Origin of the sequence: Flavobacterium pectinovorum (assembly GCF_022802975.1) — a bacterium.
Taxonomy (GTDB): Bacteria; Bacteroidota; Bacteroidia; order Flavobacteriales; family Flavobacteriaceae; genus Flavobacterium; species Flavobacterium pectinovorum_B.
Genome location: NZ_JAFEVZ010000001.1, coordinates 63,960 through 83,365 on the forward strand (window position 1 = coordinate 63,960; position 19,406 = coordinate 83,365).

Here is a 19,406-nt window from a genome sequence, read left to right on the forward strand (position 1 = left end):
ATGAAAAATATACTTTTGGCAACATTCCTTTTTATTGGAATCACTGTACAGGCTCAAAACAAAAAGAAATTTGATAAACCAACCATCGTTGAAGCTTCCTGTGGAGAATGTCAATTTGGGATGAAAGGTAAAAGCTGTGATTTAGCTGTTCGAATTGACGGAAAAAGTTATTTTGTAGACGGAACAACGATTCATGACCACGGAGATGCACATGCTGAAAAAGGTTTTTGCAATGCGATTAGTAAAGCTTTAGTTACCGGAGAAATCGTAAACAATAGATTTAGAGCGACTTCTTTTAAACTAATAGAAGATAAAAAATAATGGTATTGATTCTTGAAAATATTGCCAAACACGTTTCTCTGACCGCAGAAGAACAGGCGCTTTTTTTGTCTAAATTAGAAACGAACACTTACAAAGCCAAAACCATTTTACTGAATGCAGGGGAAGTCTGTAAACATTCGTATTTCGTAAACTCGGGTATTTTAAGAAGTTTTAATATCAACGATAATATTGTAGAACATGTGCTTTCCTTTGCTTGCGAAGGCTGGTGGATGAGCGATATGTACAGTTATTTTTCGCAAAAACCGGGACAGCTTTTCATTGAAGTTCTGGAAGAAGCAGAAGTCGTTTCCTTGTCTAAAGAAAATCAGGAACAGTTGTATCGTGAAATTCCGAAACTGGAACGCTTTTTCAGGATTTTAATTGAAAATTCATTGGTTGCGAATCAACAGCGATTGATGGATAATTTGAGTTTGCCTGCCGAAGAACGTTTTGAGAAATTCTGTGCTAAATATGGAACACTCGTTCATAAAGTTCCTCAAAAGCAAATTGCTTCCTTTATTGGTGTAACTCCTGAGTTTTTCAGCAAAATGAAAGCCAGGCTTTTGAAGAAATAAAAAGAATGGTTTCACTTTATGGATCTTCTGAAAACAAAATGTCTAATTCAGCCCTGATAGCAGCGGCATCCTATTGCTGCGGGGTTCGCAGCAATAGATACAGCGGATAGCAGGACTAAAGGTCTTCTGAAAATTACTATTTCTGCTACTTTAAAAAACAACATCAAATAGTATTTAAATTGGCGAGCTGCTTTCGGGGATCCTTCCTTTGTCAGGATGACAAAATTGTGGGAAAACTTAGAATCTTAGCGACTTAGAACCTCAGAATCTTTTCTTAATCTACATTAAGTGCTTTTCGTGTATGTTGATGGTATCTTTGTATTATAAAAATAACAAATACACAAAATCATGGAAAATATAGTATTGCACAAAGCAGAAACAAGAGGAAATGCAAATCACGGATGGTTAAACGCTTACCACAGCTTTAGTTTTGCAAGCTGGTACAATCCGGACAGAATTCAGTTTGGAGCGCTACGTGTTTTGAACGATGACACCATTGCAGGCGGAATGGGTTTTGGAACACATCCGCACGATAATATGGAAATTATTACCATTCCGCTTGAAGGCGATTTAGCTCACAAAGACAGCATGGGGAATACGGAGATCATTAAAAATGGCGATGTTCAGGTAATGAGCGCCGGAACCGGAATTCAGCATAGTGAGTTTAACCCGAATGCAGATCAGCAGACTAAATTGTTGCAAATCTGGCTGTTTCCAAACAAAAGAAATGTAGAGCCGCGTTATCAGCAAATTACTCTCGATGTTGCTGACAGACACAATAAATTATCTCAGATTTTATCTCCAAATGCAGATGACGAGGGAGTTTGGATTCATCAGGATGCTTGGTTCAATATGGGTAATTTTGACTCAGGTGTAACTGCTGAATACAAAATCAAAAAAGAAGGAAACGGCGTTTATGCTTTTATTTTAAAAGGAAACGTAACCATCAACGGTCAGGAATTAAGTACCCGTGATGCGGTTGGGATTTCAGGAACTGACACTTTAACTATTAAAGCCAATACAGATGCTGAATTTTTATTGATGGACATTCCGATGAATTATTAATTCAGTAACAAAAAAATAATACCTGTACCCTGAAACGATAATAAATCTGTAAACCAGATTGTTATCGTTTCTTTTTTTTGCTACTTGAACAATAAGTAGTTAAAAAGGCCTCTCGCAGATTTTGCAGATTCAGGAGATTAAAAAAATCTGCTTTATCCGCCAAATCTGCGAGAAAACAAATCACAATCTTGGTTTGCATTTTTTATTTCTTAATCTAGGTTAAGTGCTTTAAGGGTACTGTCACCGTAACTTTGTCCTATCAAAATGAAATTACTATTTAAAAAATAAAATTATGGCAACTACAAAATGGTCAATTGACCCAACTCATTCAGAAATTGGTTTTAAAGTAAAACACATGATGTTTACTAATGTGTCAGGAAAATTTGGAACTTATGATGCAACAATCACTACAGACGGAGATAATTTCGAAAATGCAACAATTGAATTTTCCGGCGATATCGCTTCTATTGATACTGCAAATTTAGACAGAGACAATCACTTAAAAAGCGGCGATTTCTTTGATGCTGAAAACCACCCAAAACTGACTTTCAAAGCTTCTTCATTCAAAAAAATCAATGATGAAAAGTATGAAATCACGGGAGATTTAAACATCAGAGGTGTAGCAAAAACAGTAACTTTTCCAGTAGAATTTAGCGGAATCCTGACTGATCCATGGGGAAATACTAAAGTAGGTTTGAGTATCGAAGGAAAAATCAACCGTAAAGACTGGGGACTAAACTGGAACTCTGCTCTTGAAACCGGTGGTGTTTTGGTTGGTGAAGAAGTGAAACTAAACATTGAATTGCAGTTTGCTAAACAGGCGTAATTATTGGTTGTTTTTAACCTGAATTCAATATAATCTATAGCTTTTAAATTAGTTTATATGAATCGTTCCTACGGAACTTTTTTATGGACATTCTTTATTTTCAACGGATTAAAATCCGTCGCTACAATATACTCCGAGCCCATGGCTCTTTATTTAAAGTTTCGGAGGAACGATTTATTTTGTAGCAACGGATTTTAATCCGTTGTAGATAGCAATCATGAACGATGGAGTTCCATAGGAACGTTACATTTAATTCTTATTGTTATTTAAATTCAACACAAAACCCTTCTTAAACTATTTGTCTAAGCAGGGTTTCTTTATTATCTGAAATAAATTAAGCATTCGCCGTAGCAGCTTCTTTATCAATTTTGTTGATTAAACCAGCTAATACTTTTCCTGGTCCAACTTCTGTGAACAAAGTAGCACCGTCAGCAATCATTTTTTGTACAGACTGTGTCCATTTTACAGGAGCAGTTAACTGAATAATTAAGTTCTTTTTAATTTCATTAGCATCAGAAACCGCATTTGCTGTTACGTTTTGGTACACCGGACAAATAGGAGTCGAAAAAGTAGTTGCTTCAATGGCTGCTGCCAGTTCTTCTCTTGCCGGTTCCATCATAGGCGAGTGAAAAGCACCTCCAACAGGTAAAATTAATGCTCTTTTTGCTCCCGCAGCTTTCATCGCTTCACACGCTTTTTCAACCGCTGAAGTTTCTCCTGAAATTACCAATTGTCCAGGGCAGTTGTAATTTGCAGCAACCACAACTCCGTCGATAGAAGCACAAACTTCTTCTACAATATTATCCGCAAGTCCTAAAACTGCTGCCATTGTTGAAGGTGTGATTTCGCAGGCTTTTTGCATAGCCAAAGCACGTTGTGAAACTAATTTTAATCCGTCTTCAAAAGATAAAGCTCCGTTGGCAACCAATGCAGAAAATTCTCCTAGAGAGTGTCCAGCCACCATTTCAGGTTTAAAATCATCACCTAAAGTTTTTGCCAGAATAACCGAATGTAAAAAAACGGCTGGCTGTGTTACTTTAGTTTCTTTTAGTTCTTCGGCAGTGCCTTCAAACATGATATCTGTAATTCTGAAACCTAAAATTTCATTTGCTTTTTCGAATAGTTCTTTGGCTAATGGGGATGTTTCATATAAGTCTTTGCCCATTCCTGTAAATTGTGCGCCCTGACCCGGAAATACGTATGCTTTCATTTGTCTAATTTATTTTTTTGTTTTTTTTTGAAATTGAAAATTAGTTTCAATTGAAAGGCAAAAATAGCAATTTTTTAGCTCGTATAATCCTTAAAAATGTAAATCCATGCTAATCTTGAGAATCGGAGATTAAAAGAAGTCAACAGGATAATGACAACTGCAATAATCGGTATAATTCTTAAATCGAACGTATTTTCAAAGAAAAACTGAGCGATACAATATGTTGCAATTCCCTGAGCTACTGTCAAACCATAATTTACATACATTGCTCCAAAGAAAAAACCAGGTTCTTTTTGAAATTTATAATGACAATGACTGCAGGTTTCATTCATTTTCGGGAAGCCAAAATTCAGGAAAATATTTTTGTCTTTAAAAACTTTTCCTTTATGACAAACCGGACATTCGTTGCTTAAAATATGAGTTAATGCATTAGACATGATATTGTTGTTTTATATTTATACAAAGGTAAAACAGATTCTATTAAAACCTTTTTTATATCTTCGCTGATTATAGCACAATAAAGACATTTTTATCATGAAAAAATATCCCATTTATAGTGTAGAAAATTTTAGCTGTAACGATATTCATCGTGAATTTTATGTGAATACGTTTAAGGAGCATTTAAAAAGTCACAGCTTTGTAGAAGAACCGCATCGTCATGATTCGTATTTGATGGTTTTTTTTACGCATGGTTCGGGAATACATGAAATTGACTTTGATCGTTTTGAAATTAAGAAAGGAAGTTTATTCGTCCTACAGCCCGGGCAAATGCATCATTGGAGTTTGTCGGAAGATATTGAAGGCTTTGTGATTATATTTTCGCAGGAACTTTATAATTTATATTTCGGACAGAAAAACATCAATAATTACAACTTTTATCATTCGATTCACAATCGTCCGGAAATGGTTTTTGAAGACAGTGAAACACCTAAAATTTTGCCTTATTTCAATCTTTTGATTGAAGAAAATAGTCAGCATACTAATTTTCAGCTGGATAAAATGCTGAATTTACTGGATTGCATTCATATCGAAATTTCACGAAAATACAGCGAAACTTATTCGCATCAGGCACATTCGTATAATGTCAAAATAAGCACATTTGAAAAGCTTTTGGAACAGCATTTTAGGAAAGAAAAATTACCTTCTTTTTATGCTGAAAAATTAAATATTACAATGAAGCATCTGAACCGAATCTGTAATGAAATATTGCAAAAAACAGCTACAGAAGTTATTATGGACAGAGTAATTCTTGAAGTCAAACGAATGCTGACGGATAAACAACTGGCTGTAAACGAAGTTGCATCGGCTATTGGCTATGATGATTACTCTTATTTTTCAAGGGTTTTCAAAAAACAAACGGGAGTTTCTCCAACAGCTTTTCGGGATTTTAAAAAATAAAAATTTCACCATATAAGTGATGTAAGTTCATTTAAGTTTGACTTATTCTCTGTTTTCACAAAAGCATTTCGACTCCGCTCAGGGTGACAATTGTAAAACTAAACCACAAAGTTGAATGAACTTATATTACTTATATAGTTTAAAAACCTACGCAGTAACAGGTTCTAAAATTTTAAAGTTGCTTTTTGGTGCTTCGCATAAGGAGCAGCAATAGGTTTCTGCTAAATCGGTGAATAAAAGGCCTTTTGGAATTCCCTGACTTTCATCGCCGTATTCTGAATTGTATAACGAAAGGCATTCCTGGCATTGGTAAATATCAGTGGGTGCTTTTTCTTTTTTCTGTGTATTTTCTTTAGTTTCCGGAACAGAATTCCCTAATTCTTCAAAGTATTTTCGGCTTAACTCTATCAAAATTGTAGGCAACTCCAGTTTGTCTATATCTTGTGAATGTACAATATATTCTCGTGTATTCGGATCAAAATTCTTCGCATACAACACATTGTAAGTATCACGAATCTTAATCGACTCCAGATCTTTGGGTAAATCATTTTTTTCAACTACAATCGAAGTAAAATAATGTCCGTCACGATTGTATTCCGATAAACCGAAATTCAATCCGTATGTACTGATGTCAAACTGATCGAGCGTACGTACTAAAAACGTTTTCAGGTTTAGTGCCCATTCCATCGCTACAGGCAAATGCCAGTTCAGTTCTAAAAGTGAATGACGTACATTGATTCCTTTTTTGCCTAAAAATTTTTCCCATTCCAGTTTTCGGTCTTTTGGAATCCCTTTTACAATGAAGGATTTCCAGGGGGTGATGCATATTTTACCAATTTTACAATCGAAGCACAAGTCGCACATTTCTTTCAAAAACTCTAAATCATAAAGATTATTTCTCCAGTACAAGCCAAGCCAATATTGATCGATTCCCATTCGGTTCATCCCTTCATAATACGGAAAAGGGTAAAACGGAACATTCAGTGGTTTGTCGATTGTTCTGTTGTTTGTTTCCAAGGCTTCGGTAACCAGACTAAAAATCAGGTCAATTCCGCAAGATTCTTCAGTAGTAACTATACGTTCAATTTCGTAGTAAAATGTTGCAATATCCCAGCTGTAAATCAATACCGGATAGACTTCCATACGCTGCCATTTCGGTAAACGAATGTACAGATACCAGTAATCTTCATGCTCCGAAGCAATGAAGTTAAGGTGTCCTGTAAACAACGGAACCAGTTGCTGCTTAGGGTCGTTGATGTTCACTTTAAGCTTAGGCTGGTCTTTAAATTGTTCTAAAATATATAAAAACTTATTTCCTGTAAGCCAGTTGGTATTTCTGAAAATATCGGTAGAAACATAAGACGAAACGATATTATTGCCGCTCTTTTCATCCGGAAAAACAAAATGATGTTTCCCCATTTTTTCTTTATCCAAAGCTTTAAAACCTTTTGGAAAAATAATATCCTGTCTTGAACCAAATGAAATTGAATCCAACCCCTGATCCATTGCCATATTCACAACTTCTCTAAGTTCTCCCGGCGAAATAACGCCTCCCTTTACTATTAATCTCGTTAATTCCATTTTCTTTTAGTTTTATTAGTTTCAGGTTTCAGGTTTCAGGTTATGTTCGATGCGGTAACTTGAAACGTGAAACAAAGAAAACATGAAACATTTTTTTAAACTTTACACTTCGCTAAAATCTCTTTAACCTCTGTTTTACAGCTTCCGCAGCCTAATCCGGCTCCGGTATTTTTACATAAATCGGTAAAATTATTTACGCCGCTTTTAATGGTTTCTTCGATGTTTCCGGCTCCAACCTGACTGCAGGAACAAACTAATTTCCCAAGAACAGGTTTGGCGTTTGAACTTCCTCTAAGCAATAAATTTCGTTTTTCTGATAATTCGATTTTGCTCTCAATCATCGTTTTGAATTCGGCAAACTCGTTTTTGTCACCCATTAAAATAGCGCCTACCAATAAGTCGTTTTTAACGATACATTTTTTGTAGTAACGCTGTTTCAGATCAGAGAAAACAATTTCTTCATAGGAATCATCGTTTTCCGGAATTTCTACTTCTCCAATACTACACAGATTAATATCTTCCAGTTTTAGGATATTCATTAAAACGGAACCTTTGTAGTAACTGCTGATATCTCCCGCTAAAAAGTTAGCCAGAATATCCGCTTGTTCTTCAGCGGCTGATGTGATTCCGAATAATTTATTTTCAAATTCCGCTATTTCTCCAATGGCATAAATGTCAGGATTTGATGATTGTAAATACTGATTTACTTTTACACCGCGGCCACAGGAAAGTCCTGTTTCACGTGCAATTTCAATATTCGGAATCGTTCCAATCGTATATACAATAGCATTTGCGGTAATGATACGGCCACTTTTTAGTGCTATTTCAAGTTCGTTGTCATTATCAGTTTCAAAAACAGTGCTTACTTCGTTATCAAAATATATCTGAATATCACGAAGCTGGACTTCTTCGGCTAATAATTTACTTGAAACACGATCCAGTTGGCGTTCCATTAAACGTGAAGCTCTTTGAATTATAGTGATTTTTACTTTTTTATGTTTTAAGGCTGCTGCTAATTCTAATCCTAATAATCCTCCGCCAACGATTACAACATGTTGTTCTTCGGGAGGTAAATTAGTGTTATCAAGATGTGTTTTTAAACGATCGGCATCCTCTTTTCGTCTTACAGTAAAACGTCCCGGCAAATGTAATTGTGCATTTTCCGGCACAAAAGGACGGCTTCCTGTAGCCAGAATCAAGGAGTCATAAGAATGTCTGTCGCCGTTACTGTCAATGATTGTTTTTTCGGCAGCATTTATTTTACCAACAGCAACACCCGCGTTCATGGTAATTTTCAATTTATTTAATGCTTCTCCATCTTTAACTTTTAATAATTGCTGCCAGGTAAATTCGCCTGTCATATATTCAGGAAGCAATACACGATTGTAAAATGGATTTATTTCATTTGAAAAAACAATAATTTCATCAGTAGAATTGAATTCACGATAGTTCTGAATAAAGCGGAAAGCCGCAGCACCAGCTCCTACAATCGCAATTTTCTTAAAAGGTTTTACGTATTTCGTAATCGAAACTGTAGTGTATTTAAAATCAGGTTCTTTTGAAACCGGATCGATTAAAGTATTGGTTAAATTGTTGGTTCTGTTTAAATCATTTTCAAGTTGTTTTCCCCAGTGCATTGGCAGAAAAACTACTTTTTCTCTGATCGAATCCGTAACTTTTGCTTTTACACGAACCTCCCCATTTTTGCTGGTTACAGTTACGATATCGCCATCTTTAATGCCTGTTTTAAAAGCATCGATTGGATTAATTTCAAGAACAGGATTTGGTGTATGCGTCATTAAACGCGATACTTTTCCGGTTTTTGTCATGGTATGCCATTGGTCGCGAACCCTTCCTGTAGTAAGAATAAAAGGAAATTGAGGAGAAGGCAGTTCTGATGTATTTTCAATAGACGTTGGCAGATTAAAAATCGCTTTTTGTGATGGCGTATAGAATTTTTTATCCGTAAAAAGACGAGGAGTTCCCGGGTGTCCATAATCTGGAACCGGCCACTGAAAAGTACCTTCGGTTTTTAATCGGTTATAATTTAAAAATGAAATATCGATATTCGTGTTTTTGGTCAGGGCGCAATGCTCTTTGTAAATCTCTTCGGCATTATTAAAATTAAAGCCGTTAAAATTCATTTTTTGAGCAAAACGAATTAAAATTTCAATATCCGGAAGTGCTTCACCCGGAGCGTTTATTCCTTTTGGTAAATAGGAGATACGACGTTCAGAGTTGGTCATTGTACCGTCTTTTTCCAGCCAGCCGGCTGCGGGTAATAATAAATCGGCATATTTAGCCGTATCGGCATTATGCGAAATATCCTGAACCACAACAAATTTGGCATTTTGCAAGGCTTTTTCGACACGACGGGAATCAGGTAAACTTACTAACGGATTGGTGCAGATTATCCAAACGGCTTTCATTTTACCTGATTCCAGTGCTTCGAACATTTCGGTCGCAGTCAAACCCGGTTTATCTGATATAGAGTCAACGCCCCAAAAATCGGCAACCTCTTTTCTGTGTTCCGGATTTGCAATGTCTTTGTGGGCTGCAAGCAAAGTTGCCATTCCACCCACTTCTCTTCCGCCCATAGCATTAGGCTGTCCTGTCAGCGAAAAAGGGCCAGAACCTGGTTTACCAACCTGACCTGTTAAAAGTGATAAATTCAGTAAAGCGGTATTTTTATCTACCCCAACTGCACTTTGATTTAATCCCATTGCCCATAACGAGATAAAACCTTTTGCTTTTCCGATGGTATCAGCGGCAAGTTTAATGTCGTTTACTGAAATTCCACATAATTTTGAGGCTTTTTCCAGTGAAGTCCCTAAAACTAAATCTTTATATTCTTTAAAATTCTCAGCGTGATTTTTTACAAAATCGTGATCTACATATCCTTTTTCGATGATACGTTTTGCCATCGCATGATATAAAATAATATCAGAACCCGGAATAATCTGTAAATGTAAATCGGCAAAAGCTGCTGTATCCGTTCTTCTTGGATCGACAACAATAATTTTTACTTTCGGATTATTTTCTTTGTGTTTCTCTAATCTTCTAAATAAAATCGGGTGGCACCAGGCAGGATTTGCCCCAGTAATTAAAAACGTATCAGCCAGTTCAATATCATCGTAAGCAATTGGCACAGAATCCTCGCCAAATGTTTTTTTATACCCAACTACAGCAGAACTCATACAAAGTCTGGAATTGGTATCTATATTATTCGTCTTTAAAAAACCTTTTACTAATTTATTTACTAAATAATATTCTTCGGTTAAACATTGGCCTGAAATGTAAAATCCAACACTATCCGGTCCGTGCTTTTTTATGATAGAAGAAAAAACGGCTGCAACACGATCAATTGCAGTATCCCAGCTTACGCGTTCTAAAGGATACGATTTGCTGCCGCGCATTTGCGGATATAGAATCCTGTCTGAAGTATCGTTTACAACATAATGTAAATTTCTTCCCTTAGAACACAACATACCTCTGTTCACAGGATGATCTTTGTCTCCTTCAACCATTACACCATTTTTGGAATCATTTGTTACAATAATTCCGCAGCCAACGCCACAGTAGGAACAGGTAGTTTTGATTTTTGTGTTTTGCATCCCGGTTATTTTTAAATACTACAAAATATTGTCTTTTAATAAGGTTTTAGATAAAGCACTTATTTAAAGTTATACAAAAATAAGTATTTTTACGTATAAATACTTATTTTGTCAATTTATTTTTCTATTTTTGAATCAAAATAAATAAGGGAAAGGAAATTCGTTTGTATATAAGTAATTAGTGAATAGTTATAAGTAATTAGATCTAAAAAGATTTACCGAATTAAAGCTAATCACTAAGGACTAATCACTAAGTACTAAAAAAAAGCTGTCCACATGAAAGAAGAATTGGCCATTTGTGATACCTGCGCAAACGAAAACTGTTTTATAAAAAAACACCTGCATTTAGAGCAAATGAAGCAGTATGTGGCAAAAAAACACAGCTTCATCTGCAAAAAATCACATCAGTTTATTATTGAAGGTGCTCCTATTCAGGGACTTTATTTTATCTGCAAGGGAAAAGTAAAAACGGTTAAAACCGGTATCAACGGACGTGAACAAATTGTTCGGTTAACTAAAAACGGCGATACTATCGGATTTCGTGGTTTTGGAACCAGCAAGCGATATTTAATTGGAGCTTATGCATTGGAAGATACTGTTTTATGTAATTTCAGTAATGAAACCATGATGGAGATTCTTCGAAATGTTCCTGAATTCACTTATGACTTAATGTTATTTTATGCAGATGAATTAAACAAAAGCGAAAATAATATTCGAAAAATTGCTCACATGAATGTACGTGAACGTGTAATTGATTTACTGCTTTATATTCACAAAAAATTCGGACAAACCAATGGTTTGATAGAAATTGAACTATCCCGAAAAGAAATCGCTGATTTTGCCGGAACTACTGAAGAACAGGCAATTCGTGTACTTTCCAGCCTTAAAAAAGAAGGGCTTGTTAAAACGGTTGGCAAAAGAATTGGGTTATTGGCACTTCCAAAACTGCAATCTGAAATAATAGAACATAAGTATTTCTAAAAGATACATTTCCCATTCCAGAAATATTTCCTCCTTAATTAAAACCTCTATTTACGTATTTCTTATAGGCACTTAGAAATAAATCTACGTATATTTTTAAGTTTTTTCGCTTTAAATGCTAAAAAACATCTCAAAAAGGCTTTGTTTTTCATTTATTTAAAACCATTTTTCTTTAAAATACGATACTAAATCTAAAAGTTGCGTAATCGAAAGGCCTTGTTATATCTAGGATATTTTTAAATTTCTGCGATAACACAGTAAATAAATTGATTTTAAAACGCTTTTTTGAGTTAAAAAAAAATGTTTTGATATGGTAAAAGCATACTACTTAAGTATTAATACGTATGTAGATTTGCTTCATACTAATCAAAACAAATAACCATGTCTAAATTAACCAATCTAATAGTAAAGAATCAAAGTCAAAAAAAAGAAAGTCTTTTTAACACAAAACTGTCAAAAACAATTTTACTGGGATTCGCAGTTACTTGTTTAGGGAAATTTGAAGCAAAAGCACAATTTACATTTACAGGTCAGTTAAGAGACCGTGTTGAAGTGCGAGCCGGACAAGGAACTTTACAGCAAAAAGGAGATAAAGCAGCCTTGTTTACAAGTCAAAGAACAAGATTATCTGCAGGATATACCGGATACCGTTTTAAAATTTACACTTCATTGCAGGATGTTCGCGTATGGGGACAAGATGCATCTTCTATCAACAAAAGCACCACCGAGGTTAACAACGGAATTTTATTGCACGAAGCCTGGGCAGAAATTTCATTGGTAGACACACTAAGTACTATTCAGAACTTTTCGGTAAAAGCAGGGCGTCAGGAAATTGCTTATGATGATCAAAAAGTTTTAGGAAGCTTAGATTGGTTACAACAAGCAAGACGCCACGATGCGATTATCCTGAAATATGCTAATAAAGGCTGGATTGCAGATATTGGAGCAGCCTTTAACCAAAATAAAGAAAACAATACTGGAACAATTTACAACGGAACTAACCCGGCGTATGGTGCAGGAACGAACGGAATCGGAACGATGTATAAGTCATTTCAATATGCTTATATAGGTAAAAAATTCTTCTTTGGTGATTTGTCTTTTTTGTTCTTTAAAGATGATTTTAATAAATACACCAACGTAACAGCCGGAACGCCTCCTGTAACTACAAAAGTAAACGGAGAAGGGGTTTGGAGCAGAAACACAACCGGAATTTATTATAATGTAAACGCAACCAGAAAATTAAACTTTACAGGGAGCTTTTATCATCAGGGAGGTCATGACAAAGACGGAAGATCTTTAAGTGCTAACATGGCTTCAATTACATCAACTTATCAGGTTGGAAGAAAATTATTTATAGGTCCAGGAGTAGATTATCTATCCGGTGATGACGGGACAAAATCAGTAACTGCAGCTTCTGACAATAATCGTTTTGATCCATTATACGGAACACCTCATAAATTCTGGGGGAGTATGGATTATTTTTATGCAGCCAATGGCTTCGGAAAACAAGGGTTATTAAATTATTTCTTTAAAATAAAATACAATGCCAAAGACAATCTAAGCTTCTTTTTAGATGTACACGGTTTTGAATCGGCAAACAAAATTGCTAACGGAACCGGAGGAAAATTAAACTCTTATCTGGGAACAGAAGTTGATTTGACGGTAAAATATAATCTAACAAAAATTATCAATTTTGAAGCTGGTTATTCTATCATGAAAGCAACAAATTCAATGGCTTCTGCACCGGTTAAAAATGTTGCCAATGCCGATTTAACACCACAATTTGCTTATGTAATGCTAAATATCAAACCCAATTTTTTAGCCAAAAAATAAATTCTAAATAACTTTTAAATCTATTTAAAATGAAAAAAATAAACACACTCACAAAAACGATATTGACTTTAGTAGTAGTCATCGTAGCTTCCTTTTCGGAAATGTCAGCTCAGAATGACCCGGTAAAATTAGGATTTATTCCGCTTACCGATTGCTCGCCAATTGTAATGGCAAAAGAACTGGGATTGTTTAAAAAATACGGCGTTGAAGTCGTAGTGACCAAAGAATCTTCATGGGCGAATGTTCGTGATAAAATTTTAACCGGAGAATTAGACGGAGCGCACTGTCTGTATTCAATGCCATTTTCGGTTTACACAGGGGTAGGAGGTAAAGCAGGTTCTGAAATGAAAATCGCTATGATGCTCAATGTAAATGGGCAGGCGATTACACTTTCAAAAGATTTTTGCGGAAAAGTTGGTTTCAAACAAATGAATAAGGTGGCACCGGTTGTGGCAGCAAAATTAAAAGCAGAGAAAGAAGTGACTTTTGCGATGACTTTTCCGGGAGGAACACACGATTTATGGTTGCGCAACTGGATGGCAATTGCAGGTGTAAACCAAAAAACATCTAAAATTATTACGATTCCGCCTCCGCAAATGGTAGCCAATATGAAAGTTGGAAACATGGATGGTTACTGTGTTGGAGAGCCTTGGGGAGGAGTTGCGGTAAAACAGGGAATTGGTTTTACACAAGTAGCCTCTCAGGATATTTGGAAAGACCATCCTGAAAAAGCTTTAGTTGTTAATAAAGAGTTTAGCGAAAAACAAAGAACCAATTTGGTAAAAGTAATGAAAGCAGTTTTAGAAGCCTGTATCTGGTTAGACAATCCGGCCAATCGTAAAAAGGCAGCTGCAATCATCGGTAAAGCACCTTATGTAAACGCTCCTGCAGATGTTATTGAAAACAGATTAATGGGGAATTACGATTTAGGATGTAATCAGGGAACTGAAATTTACGACAAAGATTATATGCTTTTTTATAAAGGCGGAATGGTAAATTACCCTCGCAAATCACATGCAATATGGGCAATGGCGCAATATGTACGATTTGGATATTTAAAAGAAGCTCCTAATTACAAAGCAATTGCAGACAAATTGATTTTACAGGATTTATACGAAGAAGTGGCAAAAAGTATGAAGGTAAAAGTGCCAAATGATGATATGAAACCTTTCTCTTTAACCATGGATAAAACGGTTTTTGATCCTTCGAATCCGGCAGCTTATTTAAAAGTAGTTAAAAAATAGAAATCATAAGATATAGAATTATTTCAGCCACAGATTTAAGGATTTAAAAAGATTATTCTTTAAACCTACTTGAAGCCCTTAATCAAAAAGAATCTTTTTAATCTGTGGCAAACTTTAAAATATTTTTCAAATTTAAATTTCAATATCATGTCAGATAAAGATACATTAACACTAAGTGATATTACCGGTCAGGCTGAGGTTTTGACTTCGGAAACTATCAAGGATTCAGTAAAAAGTGAGAAACTTAAATTAATAATTAGTCAATTCGGAACCAAACTAAAATCGACTGTATTAGCCGGAATTGGAGTTCTTATTTTTATAGGCTTTTGGAGTTTACTCAGTAGTTATACCAAAGATGCCTTGCCGGGACCTTTAGCAACTTTTACGGTTTTAAAAGAAATGCTCAGTGATCCTTTTTACGATTATGGTCCGAATGACAAAGGAATCGGATTGCAGTTATTCAACTCAATAAAAACTGTTTTGTCAGGATTTTTATTAGGATCGTTAATTGCGATTCCTATTGGGATTTTGATGGGAGCGAGTACGATTTGCAAACAAATTTTCTATCCAATTGTACAGCTTTTAAAACCGGTTTCGCCTTTGGCGTGGTTTCCAATCGGGTTAGTGGTTTTTAAGGATACCGGAATGGCGACTATTTTTATTGTTTTTATTACTTCGCTTTGGTCTACTTTAATCAATACTTCTTTTGGAGTGGCTTCGATTCCGCAGGATCATAAAAATGTGGCAAAAGCATTCGGATTTTCCAAAATGCGTTATTTAACCAAAATTTTAATTCCGTATAGTTTGCCTCACATCATTACCGGATTGCGTTTAAGTATCAGTGTTGCCTGGTTGGTAATTGTTGCCGGAGAAATGCTTTCGGGAGGAGCAGGAATTGGATTTTTCGTATGGGACAGCTGGAATGCCCTGAGTTTGGAAAAAGTTATCTCAGCCATTATTATCATCGGAATTGTGGGATTATTATTTGATAAATTATTCACTTTTATTGAGAGCAAAGTAGCGTATAAAGCCTAACAAGAAAGGTGCTGAGGTTCTAAGTGGCTAAGACACTAAGTTTTTTTCACTTGAAACCTGAAACTTGAAACTTTTCAAAAATTTAAAACTAAAACATCATGAGTTATTTAGAAATAAAAAATTTAGAAATATCATTCCCAACCCCAAAAGGAAAATATATAGCTGTTCGCGATATTAATTTGTCTATCCAAAAAGGAGAAATCATCTCTATCATTGGGCATTCAGGCTGCGGAAAATCAACGATTATGAATGCTATTGGAGGGATGTTAACCCCAACCGGAGGTTCTGTTGAATTGGCCAGTGAAAAAATAAAAGGACCGGGACCAGATCGCGGAATCGTTTTCCAGAACTATTCGCTTTTGCCATGGCTGACGGTTGAAGAAAATATTTTTCAGGCTGTTGATTCGGTAATGAATATCTCTAAAAAAGAAAAACACGAAATCGTGATTCAGAACCTAAAAATGGTTAATTTATTTGAGCATAAAGATAAATTACCGGGACAGCTTTCGGGCGGGATGAAACAGCGTGTTGCCATTGCGAGAGCGTTTGCTATAAATCCCGGCGTATTGCTTTTAGATGAACCGTTTGGTGCTTTGGATGCCCTGACAAAAGGTTCTATGCAATTAGAGGTTTTAAAATTATGGAACTTAAACAACCGTGAAAAAACGATTGTTATGATTACACACGATATCGAAGAAGCGTTGTTTTTATCAGACCGAATTGTGGTTTTAAATAATGGCCCAGCATCTACTATTCGTGAAATCGTAGAAGTAAATTTACCAAGACCTAGAAACAAAATCGAAATTGTAAAAATGCCTGAATATATCGCTTTAAGAGACCGATTATTGCATTTGTTGACAGATAAATTCTCTATCGAAGATATGGGAATGGTGTACAAAAGTTAGTTTTTAATTAAAAATCAATTTAAAACTTTGCAAAACAACAAAACAGACAATTGTTTCTTTGTCTATTGTTTTAATCAAATTTCATATTGATCCTTTTGATTTTCAAAAAAAAGGATCAATAGCCTCTGATCAGATGGAGGCATTTGAGTATGTCAAGGTCAATTAAAATATTGAAGTAAATAAAAAAAACCTCAATTTCTTTTTAAGTAATTTATAAAGACATTGAGGTTTTTTTATTATTTATTGAGATTTATTTTTCCTCATTAGCGAAGAAACCTGTAAAAAACCCTTTTTTCTTAATCTTAACAATGTCAGAAGTTTCTGTGTCTGAATTTTCAGAGACAGTTTTTTCAGCAACTTTTGAAGTGATAGCAGCTTCTGCATTATTTTCTACAGCTTCATTTTCATCTGAATTATTGGATTCCAAAATACCGCTGATGTATTCTACAAATGTTTCATTGCGTTCTTCCAGAAAGCCAATCAGATAATTTTCGCTGGCCACTACACCGCTTGCCTGTTCAATATGCAGCAGTTTTTTATATAATGTATTCACTTTTTTCAAAGCTTTGCTCTCTTCTGATAAAGAATTCTGTCTGCTGGTATATGTGTACTCTCCGTTTTTATCTGTAGCCGTATTGATTTCATTGATTACCCAATAATATCGGCCTGTTTTTGCCATATTCTTAACCAGTGTGATAAAATCTTTACCTTCAGAAATAATTTCCCACATGATTTTAAATATTACTCTGGGCATATCCGGATGTCGGGTAATGTTGCTGCTTTTGGTGATTAATTCAAAATCGTCATAACCGCATACATCAATGAATGCTTCGTTGGCATACATTATAATTCCTTTAGAATCGGTTTTACAAAGCAAAGTCTTTGTTTTGTCCCAAATTACTTCTCGGTCAGAAGGTGTTGGTCTTTGTGTCAATTCAAATACTTTATCATCTGAAGTCATAGGACTTATATTATATTTAGATTCTTCCGCTCCCATTTTCTTATTTTTTTAATCAATAAATATATCATTTTGGCTTATTGGCAAAATTAGTATATTTTTTACAACTCTGTGTTTTTAAGAAGTATTTTTTAATCAATAAGCTAAAATTAACAAAAACGTAATATAATTCTCAGTTAAATGTGTTTTTTGATAAATATTTTCAATTTGTGTGTTTTTTGTGTATCTCATAATCTGACTACTTTTTTTATATGCCTAAATTATGGAATTGTTAAAATTAGCCTGTCTAAAAAAAGCAGATTACTGTTTTTAGACAGTTAATCCTGCTAAAAACCACCCTTTTTTGCGGTTAACGATCCTGTCTGTTTTTAACAAATAATTAATAAATCAATATTTTTGAAATGAACTCAAAACAATATAACATGAAAAGAATTTTTTTAACATTGATTTTATTATTGGTAATGATTGTACCTATTTTTTCTAATTTAATTTTTGTCGATCAGGTCATTCCTGTCTCTACTCCCAAGTTCGATTCCGGGGATACAGCCTGGATGATTGTTGCGAGTGTCTTAGTATTATTGATGACCCCGGGACTTGCTTTTTTTTACGGAGGTTTAGTGGGTAAAAACAGTGTAATTACAACTATGCTGCAAAGTTTTTTGGCTATGGTTGTGATCGCTGTCTTATGGTTAATCGTAGGGTACAGTTTAAGTTTTGGTCCTTCTATTAGAGGAATTATCGGAGACCCGACTACCCATTTCTTTTTTCAGGGCGTTGGCATACAATCCAGCTGGATTTTATCGCCCACTACACCATTGATTATTTTTGCAGTTTATCAAATGATGTTTGCCATTATTACGCCTGCCTTAATTTCAGGTTCATTTGCAGAACGTATCAACTTACTGCCTTATATATTATTTATCGCTTTGTTTTCATTATTTGTGTATGCTCCAATTGCACACATGACCTGGCATCCTGACGGATTCTTTTTTAAACTGGGAGTTTTGGATTTTGCCGGAGGTACCGTTGTACATATGAGTGCTGGCTGGGCGGCATTAGCAGGAGCCATCTATTTAGGAGAACGAAAACTGCATGTGTCTAAAGCAGAGCAGGTTCCGTATGTACTTTTAGGAACAGGAATTTTATGGATTGGATGGCTGGGTTTCAACGGAGGCTCGGCCTTAGCGGCAAATGGTCTGGCGGCACAAGCCATAGCCAATTCGGTTGTAGCTGCTGCAGCGGGCGGATTTGCCTGGATGTTTCTGGATAAAATCAGAGGGTATGAAATCACTGCTGTCGAAACCTGTCTGGGAATTCTGGTTGGTTTAGTAGCCATTACACCTGCTTCCGGTTATGTAAGTATTGAACATGCCGTTTCGATAGGCTGTATTGCCAGCATCATCAGTTATATTATTGTGAGTGAATTCAAAATCATCAACGATGCACTGGATGTATTTGGGTGTCATGCCTTAGGTGGAATTTCAGGGATGTTATTGACAGGAGTTTTTGCCAATAAAGCGATTAATCCTGGTATTACTGAGGCTGGTTTGTTATTTGGAGGTTCAACATTAATCGTAAACCAGATTATTGCCATAGTAATCGTTTCTGTATTTTCTTTTGCGGTTTCTTATTTACTATTTATTATCGTCAATGCTATTTCACCTATTAAAGTAAGTGAACAACAGGAAATTGATGGATTGGATGGTAACCAGTTCATTAATAAATAATTTTTTGCCCTGCTTCATTTACTGGTAAGGCCATTATTTATCATTGTTACTGATGATAAATAATGGCTTTTTGTTTGAGAAGATGGAATGCGGATAAAACGGATTCGGGCATTTTTTTTTTTTGATATTAGCC

The 19,406-nt window shown here is 35.3% G+C and carries 16 protein-coding genes; 11 read left to right on the top strand and 5 right to left on the bottom strand.

The window, feature by feature from the left end:
- The 4 genes from FLV_RS00290 to FLV_RS00305 all read left to right on the top strand — a co-directional run bounded on the left by FLV_RS00290 (window position 1) and on the right by FLV_RS00305 (window position 2,787).
- Window positions 1-321 (top strand): DUF6370 family protein, encoded by a 321-nt coding sequence (locus FLV_RS00290; RefSeq protein WP_243229950.1) that lies wholly within the window; start codon window positions 1-3, stop codon window positions 319-321.
- Complete coding sequence (locus FLV_RS00295; protein WP_243229952.1) at window positions 321-896, top strand: Crp/Fnr family transcriptional regulator; 576 nt, start codon at window positions 321-323, stop codon at window positions 894-896. Before FLV_RS00290 ends, FLV_RS00295 begins: the two co-directional genes overlap by 1 nt.
- A 348-nt stretch (window positions 897-1,244) precedes the next feature.
- Window positions 1,245-1,961: a pirin family protein gene (locus FLV_RS00300; RefSeq protein ID WP_243229953.1), complete on the top strand. Its 717-nt coding sequence runs from the start codon at window positions 1,245-1,247 to the stop codon at window positions 1,959-1,961.
- 292 nt (window positions 1,962-2,253) lie between these two features.
- Window positions 2,254-2,787: a YceI family protein gene (locus tag FLV_RS00305; RefSeq protein WP_243229954.1), complete on the top strand. Its 534-nt coding sequence runs from the start codon at window positions 2,254-2,256 to the stop codon at window positions 2,785-2,787.
- Between the two features lie 334 nt (window positions 2,788-3,121).
- Here the strand turns inward: FLV_RS00305 and fabD are convergent, their stop codons facing one another.
- Complete coding sequence (gene fabD / locus FLV_RS00310; RefSeq protein ID WP_243229955.1) at window positions 3,122-3,997, bottom strand: ACP S-malonyltransferase; 876 nt, start codon at window positions 3,995-3,997, stop codon at window positions 3,122-3,124.
- 74 nt (window positions 3,998-4,071) lie between these two features.
- A complete protein-coding gene (locus tag FLV_RS00315) occupies window positions 4,072-4,434 on the bottom strand; it encodes a DUF983 domain-containing protein (protein WP_243229956.1) in 363 nt (120 codons plus the stop codon).
- A gap of 97 nt (window positions 4,435-4,531) precedes the next feature.
- On the opposite strand from FLV_RS00315, the gene FLV_RS00320 reads away from it, so the two are divergent.
- Window positions 4,532-5,395: an AraC family transcriptional regulator gene (locus FLV_RS00320; RefSeq protein WP_243229957.1), complete on the top strand. Its 864-nt coding sequence runs from the start codon at window positions 4,532-4,534 to the stop codon at window positions 5,393-5,395.
- Between the two features lie 147 nt (window positions 5,396-5,542).
- Here the strand turns inward: FLV_RS00320 and FLV_RS00325 are convergent, their stop codons facing one another.
- Entirely contained in the window at window positions 5,543-6,976 is a 1,434-nt protein-coding gene (locus FLV_RS00325; protein ID WP_243229958.1) for a rubredoxin, read from the bottom strand.
- 95 nt (window positions 6,977-7,071) lie between these two features.
- The gene (locus FLV_RS00330; protein ID WP_243229959.1) at window positions 7,072-10,590 is read right to left on the bottom strand and encodes a nitrate reductase; all 3,519 of its coding nucleotides are present in this window, start codon (window positions 10,588-10,590) and stop codon (window positions 7,072-7,074) included.
- A gap of 276 nt (window positions 10,591-10,866) precedes the next feature.
- On the opposite strand from FLV_RS00330, the gene FLV_RS00335 reads away from it, so the two are divergent.
- From FLV_RS00335 to FLV_RS00355, 5 genes are all read left to right on the top strand, one after another.
- Window positions 10,867-11,571 carry a Crp/Fnr family transcriptional regulator gene (locus FLV_RS00335; RefSeq protein ID WP_243229960.1) on the top strand — a complete coding sequence of 235 codons (705 nt, stop codon included), beginning with the start codon at window positions 10,867-10,869 and terminating at the stop codon, window positions 11,569-11,571.
- A gap of 381 nt (window positions 11,572-11,952) precedes the next feature.
- A complete protein-coding gene (locus FLV_RS00340) occupies window positions 11,953-13,404 on the top strand; it encodes an alginate export family protein (RefSeq protein WP_243229962.1) in 1,452 nt (483 codons plus the stop codon).
- Window positions 13,405-13,433: 29 nt separating this feature from the next.
- Window positions 13,434-14,648 (top strand): CmpA/NrtA family ABC transporter substrate-binding protein, encoded by a 1,215-nt coding sequence (locus FLV_RS00345; protein ID WP_243229964.1) that lies wholly within the window; start codon window positions 13,434-13,436, stop codon window positions 14,646-14,648.
- 147 nt (window positions 14,649-14,795) lie between these two features.
- Window positions 14,796-15,683: a nitrate ABC transporter permease gene (ntrB, locus tag FLV_RS00350; protein ID WP_243229965.1), complete on the top strand. Its 888-nt coding sequence runs from the start codon at window positions 14,796-14,798 to the stop codon at window positions 15,681-15,683.
- Between the two features lie 98 nt (window positions 15,684-15,781).
- Window positions 15,782-16,588 (top strand): ABC transporter ATP-binding protein, encoded by an 807-nt coding sequence (locus FLV_RS00355; RefSeq protein WP_243229967.1) that lies wholly within the window; start codon window positions 15,782-15,784, stop codon window positions 16,586-16,588.
- Window positions 16,589-16,838: 250 nt separating this feature from the next.
- On the opposite strand, the gene FLV_RS00360 is transcribed toward FLV_RS00355, so the two are convergent.
- Complete coding sequence (locus FLV_RS00360; protein ID WP_243229968.1) at window positions 16,839-17,585, bottom strand: PAS domain-containing protein; 747 nt, start codon at window positions 17,583-17,585, stop codon at window positions 16,839-16,841.
- 383 nt (window positions 17,586-17,968) lie between these two features.
- Here FLV_RS00360 and FLV_RS00365 point away from each other — a divergent pair, with 383 nt between their 5' ends.
- The gene (locus FLV_RS00365) at window positions 17,969-19,273 is read left to right on the top strand and encodes an ammonium transporter (protein WP_243229969.1); all 1,305 of its coding nucleotides are present in this window, start codon (window positions 17,969-17,971) and stop codon (window positions 19,271-19,273) included.
- The last annotated feature ends 133 nt before the right edge of the window (window positions 19,274-19,406 follow it).

What these genes read in the sequence shown, in the direction of transcription:
- FLV_RS00290 (WP_243229950.1), top strand. Translation starts at nt 1, where the DNA reads ATGAAAAATATACTTTTGGCAACATTCCTTTTTATTGGAATCACTGTA.
- FLV_RS00295 (WP_243229952.1), top strand. Translation starts at nt 321, where the DNA reads ATGGTATTGATTCTTGAAAATATTGCCAAACACGTTTCTCTGACCGCA.
- FLV_RS00300 (WP_243229953.1), top strand. Translation starts at nt 1,245, where the DNA reads ATGGAAAATATAGTATTGCACAAAGCAGAAACAAGAGGAAATGCAAAT.
- FLV_RS00305 (WP_243229954.1), top strand. Translation starts at nt 2,254, where the DNA reads ATGGCAACTACAAAATGGTCAATTGACCCAACTCATTCAGAAATTGGT.
- fabD (WP_243229955.1), bottom strand. Translation starts at nt 3,997, where the DNA reads ATGAAAGCATACGTATTTCCGGGTCAGGGCGCACAATTTACAGGAATG.
- FLV_RS00315 (WP_243229956.1), bottom strand. Translation starts at nt 4,434, where the DNA reads ATGTCTAATGCATTAACTCATATTTTAAGCAACGAATGTCCGGTTTGT.
- FLV_RS00320 (WP_243229957.1), top strand. Translation starts at nt 4,532, where the DNA reads ATGAAAAAATATCCCATTTATAGTGTAGAAAATTTTAGCTGTAACGAT.
- FLV_RS00325 (WP_243229958.1), bottom strand. Translation starts at nt 6,976, where the DNA reads ATGGAATTAACGAGATTAATAGTAAAGGGAGGCGTTATTTCGCCGGGA.
- FLV_RS00330 (WP_243229959.1), bottom strand. Translation starts at nt 10,590, where the DNA reads ATGCAAAACACAAAAATCAAAACTACCTGTTCCTACTGTGGCGTTGGC.
- FLV_RS00335 (WP_243229960.1), top strand. Translation starts at nt 10,867, where the DNA reads ATGAAAGAAGAATTGGCCATTTGTGATACCTGCGCAAACGAAAACTGT.
- FLV_RS00340 (WP_243229962.1), top strand. Translation starts at nt 11,953, where the DNA reads ATGTCTAAATTAACCAATCTAATAGTAAAGAATCAAAGTCAAAAAAAA.
- FLV_RS00345 (WP_243229964.1), top strand. Translation starts at nt 13,434, where the DNA reads ATGAAAAAAATAAACACACTCACAAAAACGATATTGACTTTAGTAGTA.
- ntrB (WP_243229965.1), top strand. Translation starts at nt 14,796, where the DNA reads ATGTCAGATAAAGATACATTAACACTAAGTGATATTACCGGTCAGGCT.
- FLV_RS00355 (WP_243229967.1), top strand. Translation starts at nt 15,782, where the DNA reads ATGAGTTATTTAGAAATAAAAAATTTAGAAATATCATTCCCAACCCCA.
- FLV_RS00360 (WP_243229968.1), bottom strand. Translation starts at nt 17,585, where the DNA reads ATGGGAGCGGAAGAATCTAAATATAATATAAGTCCTATGACTTCAGAT.
- FLV_RS00365 (WP_243229969.1), top strand. Translation starts at nt 17,969, where the DNA reads ATGAAAAGAATTTTTTTAACATTGATTTTATTATTGGTAATGATTGTA.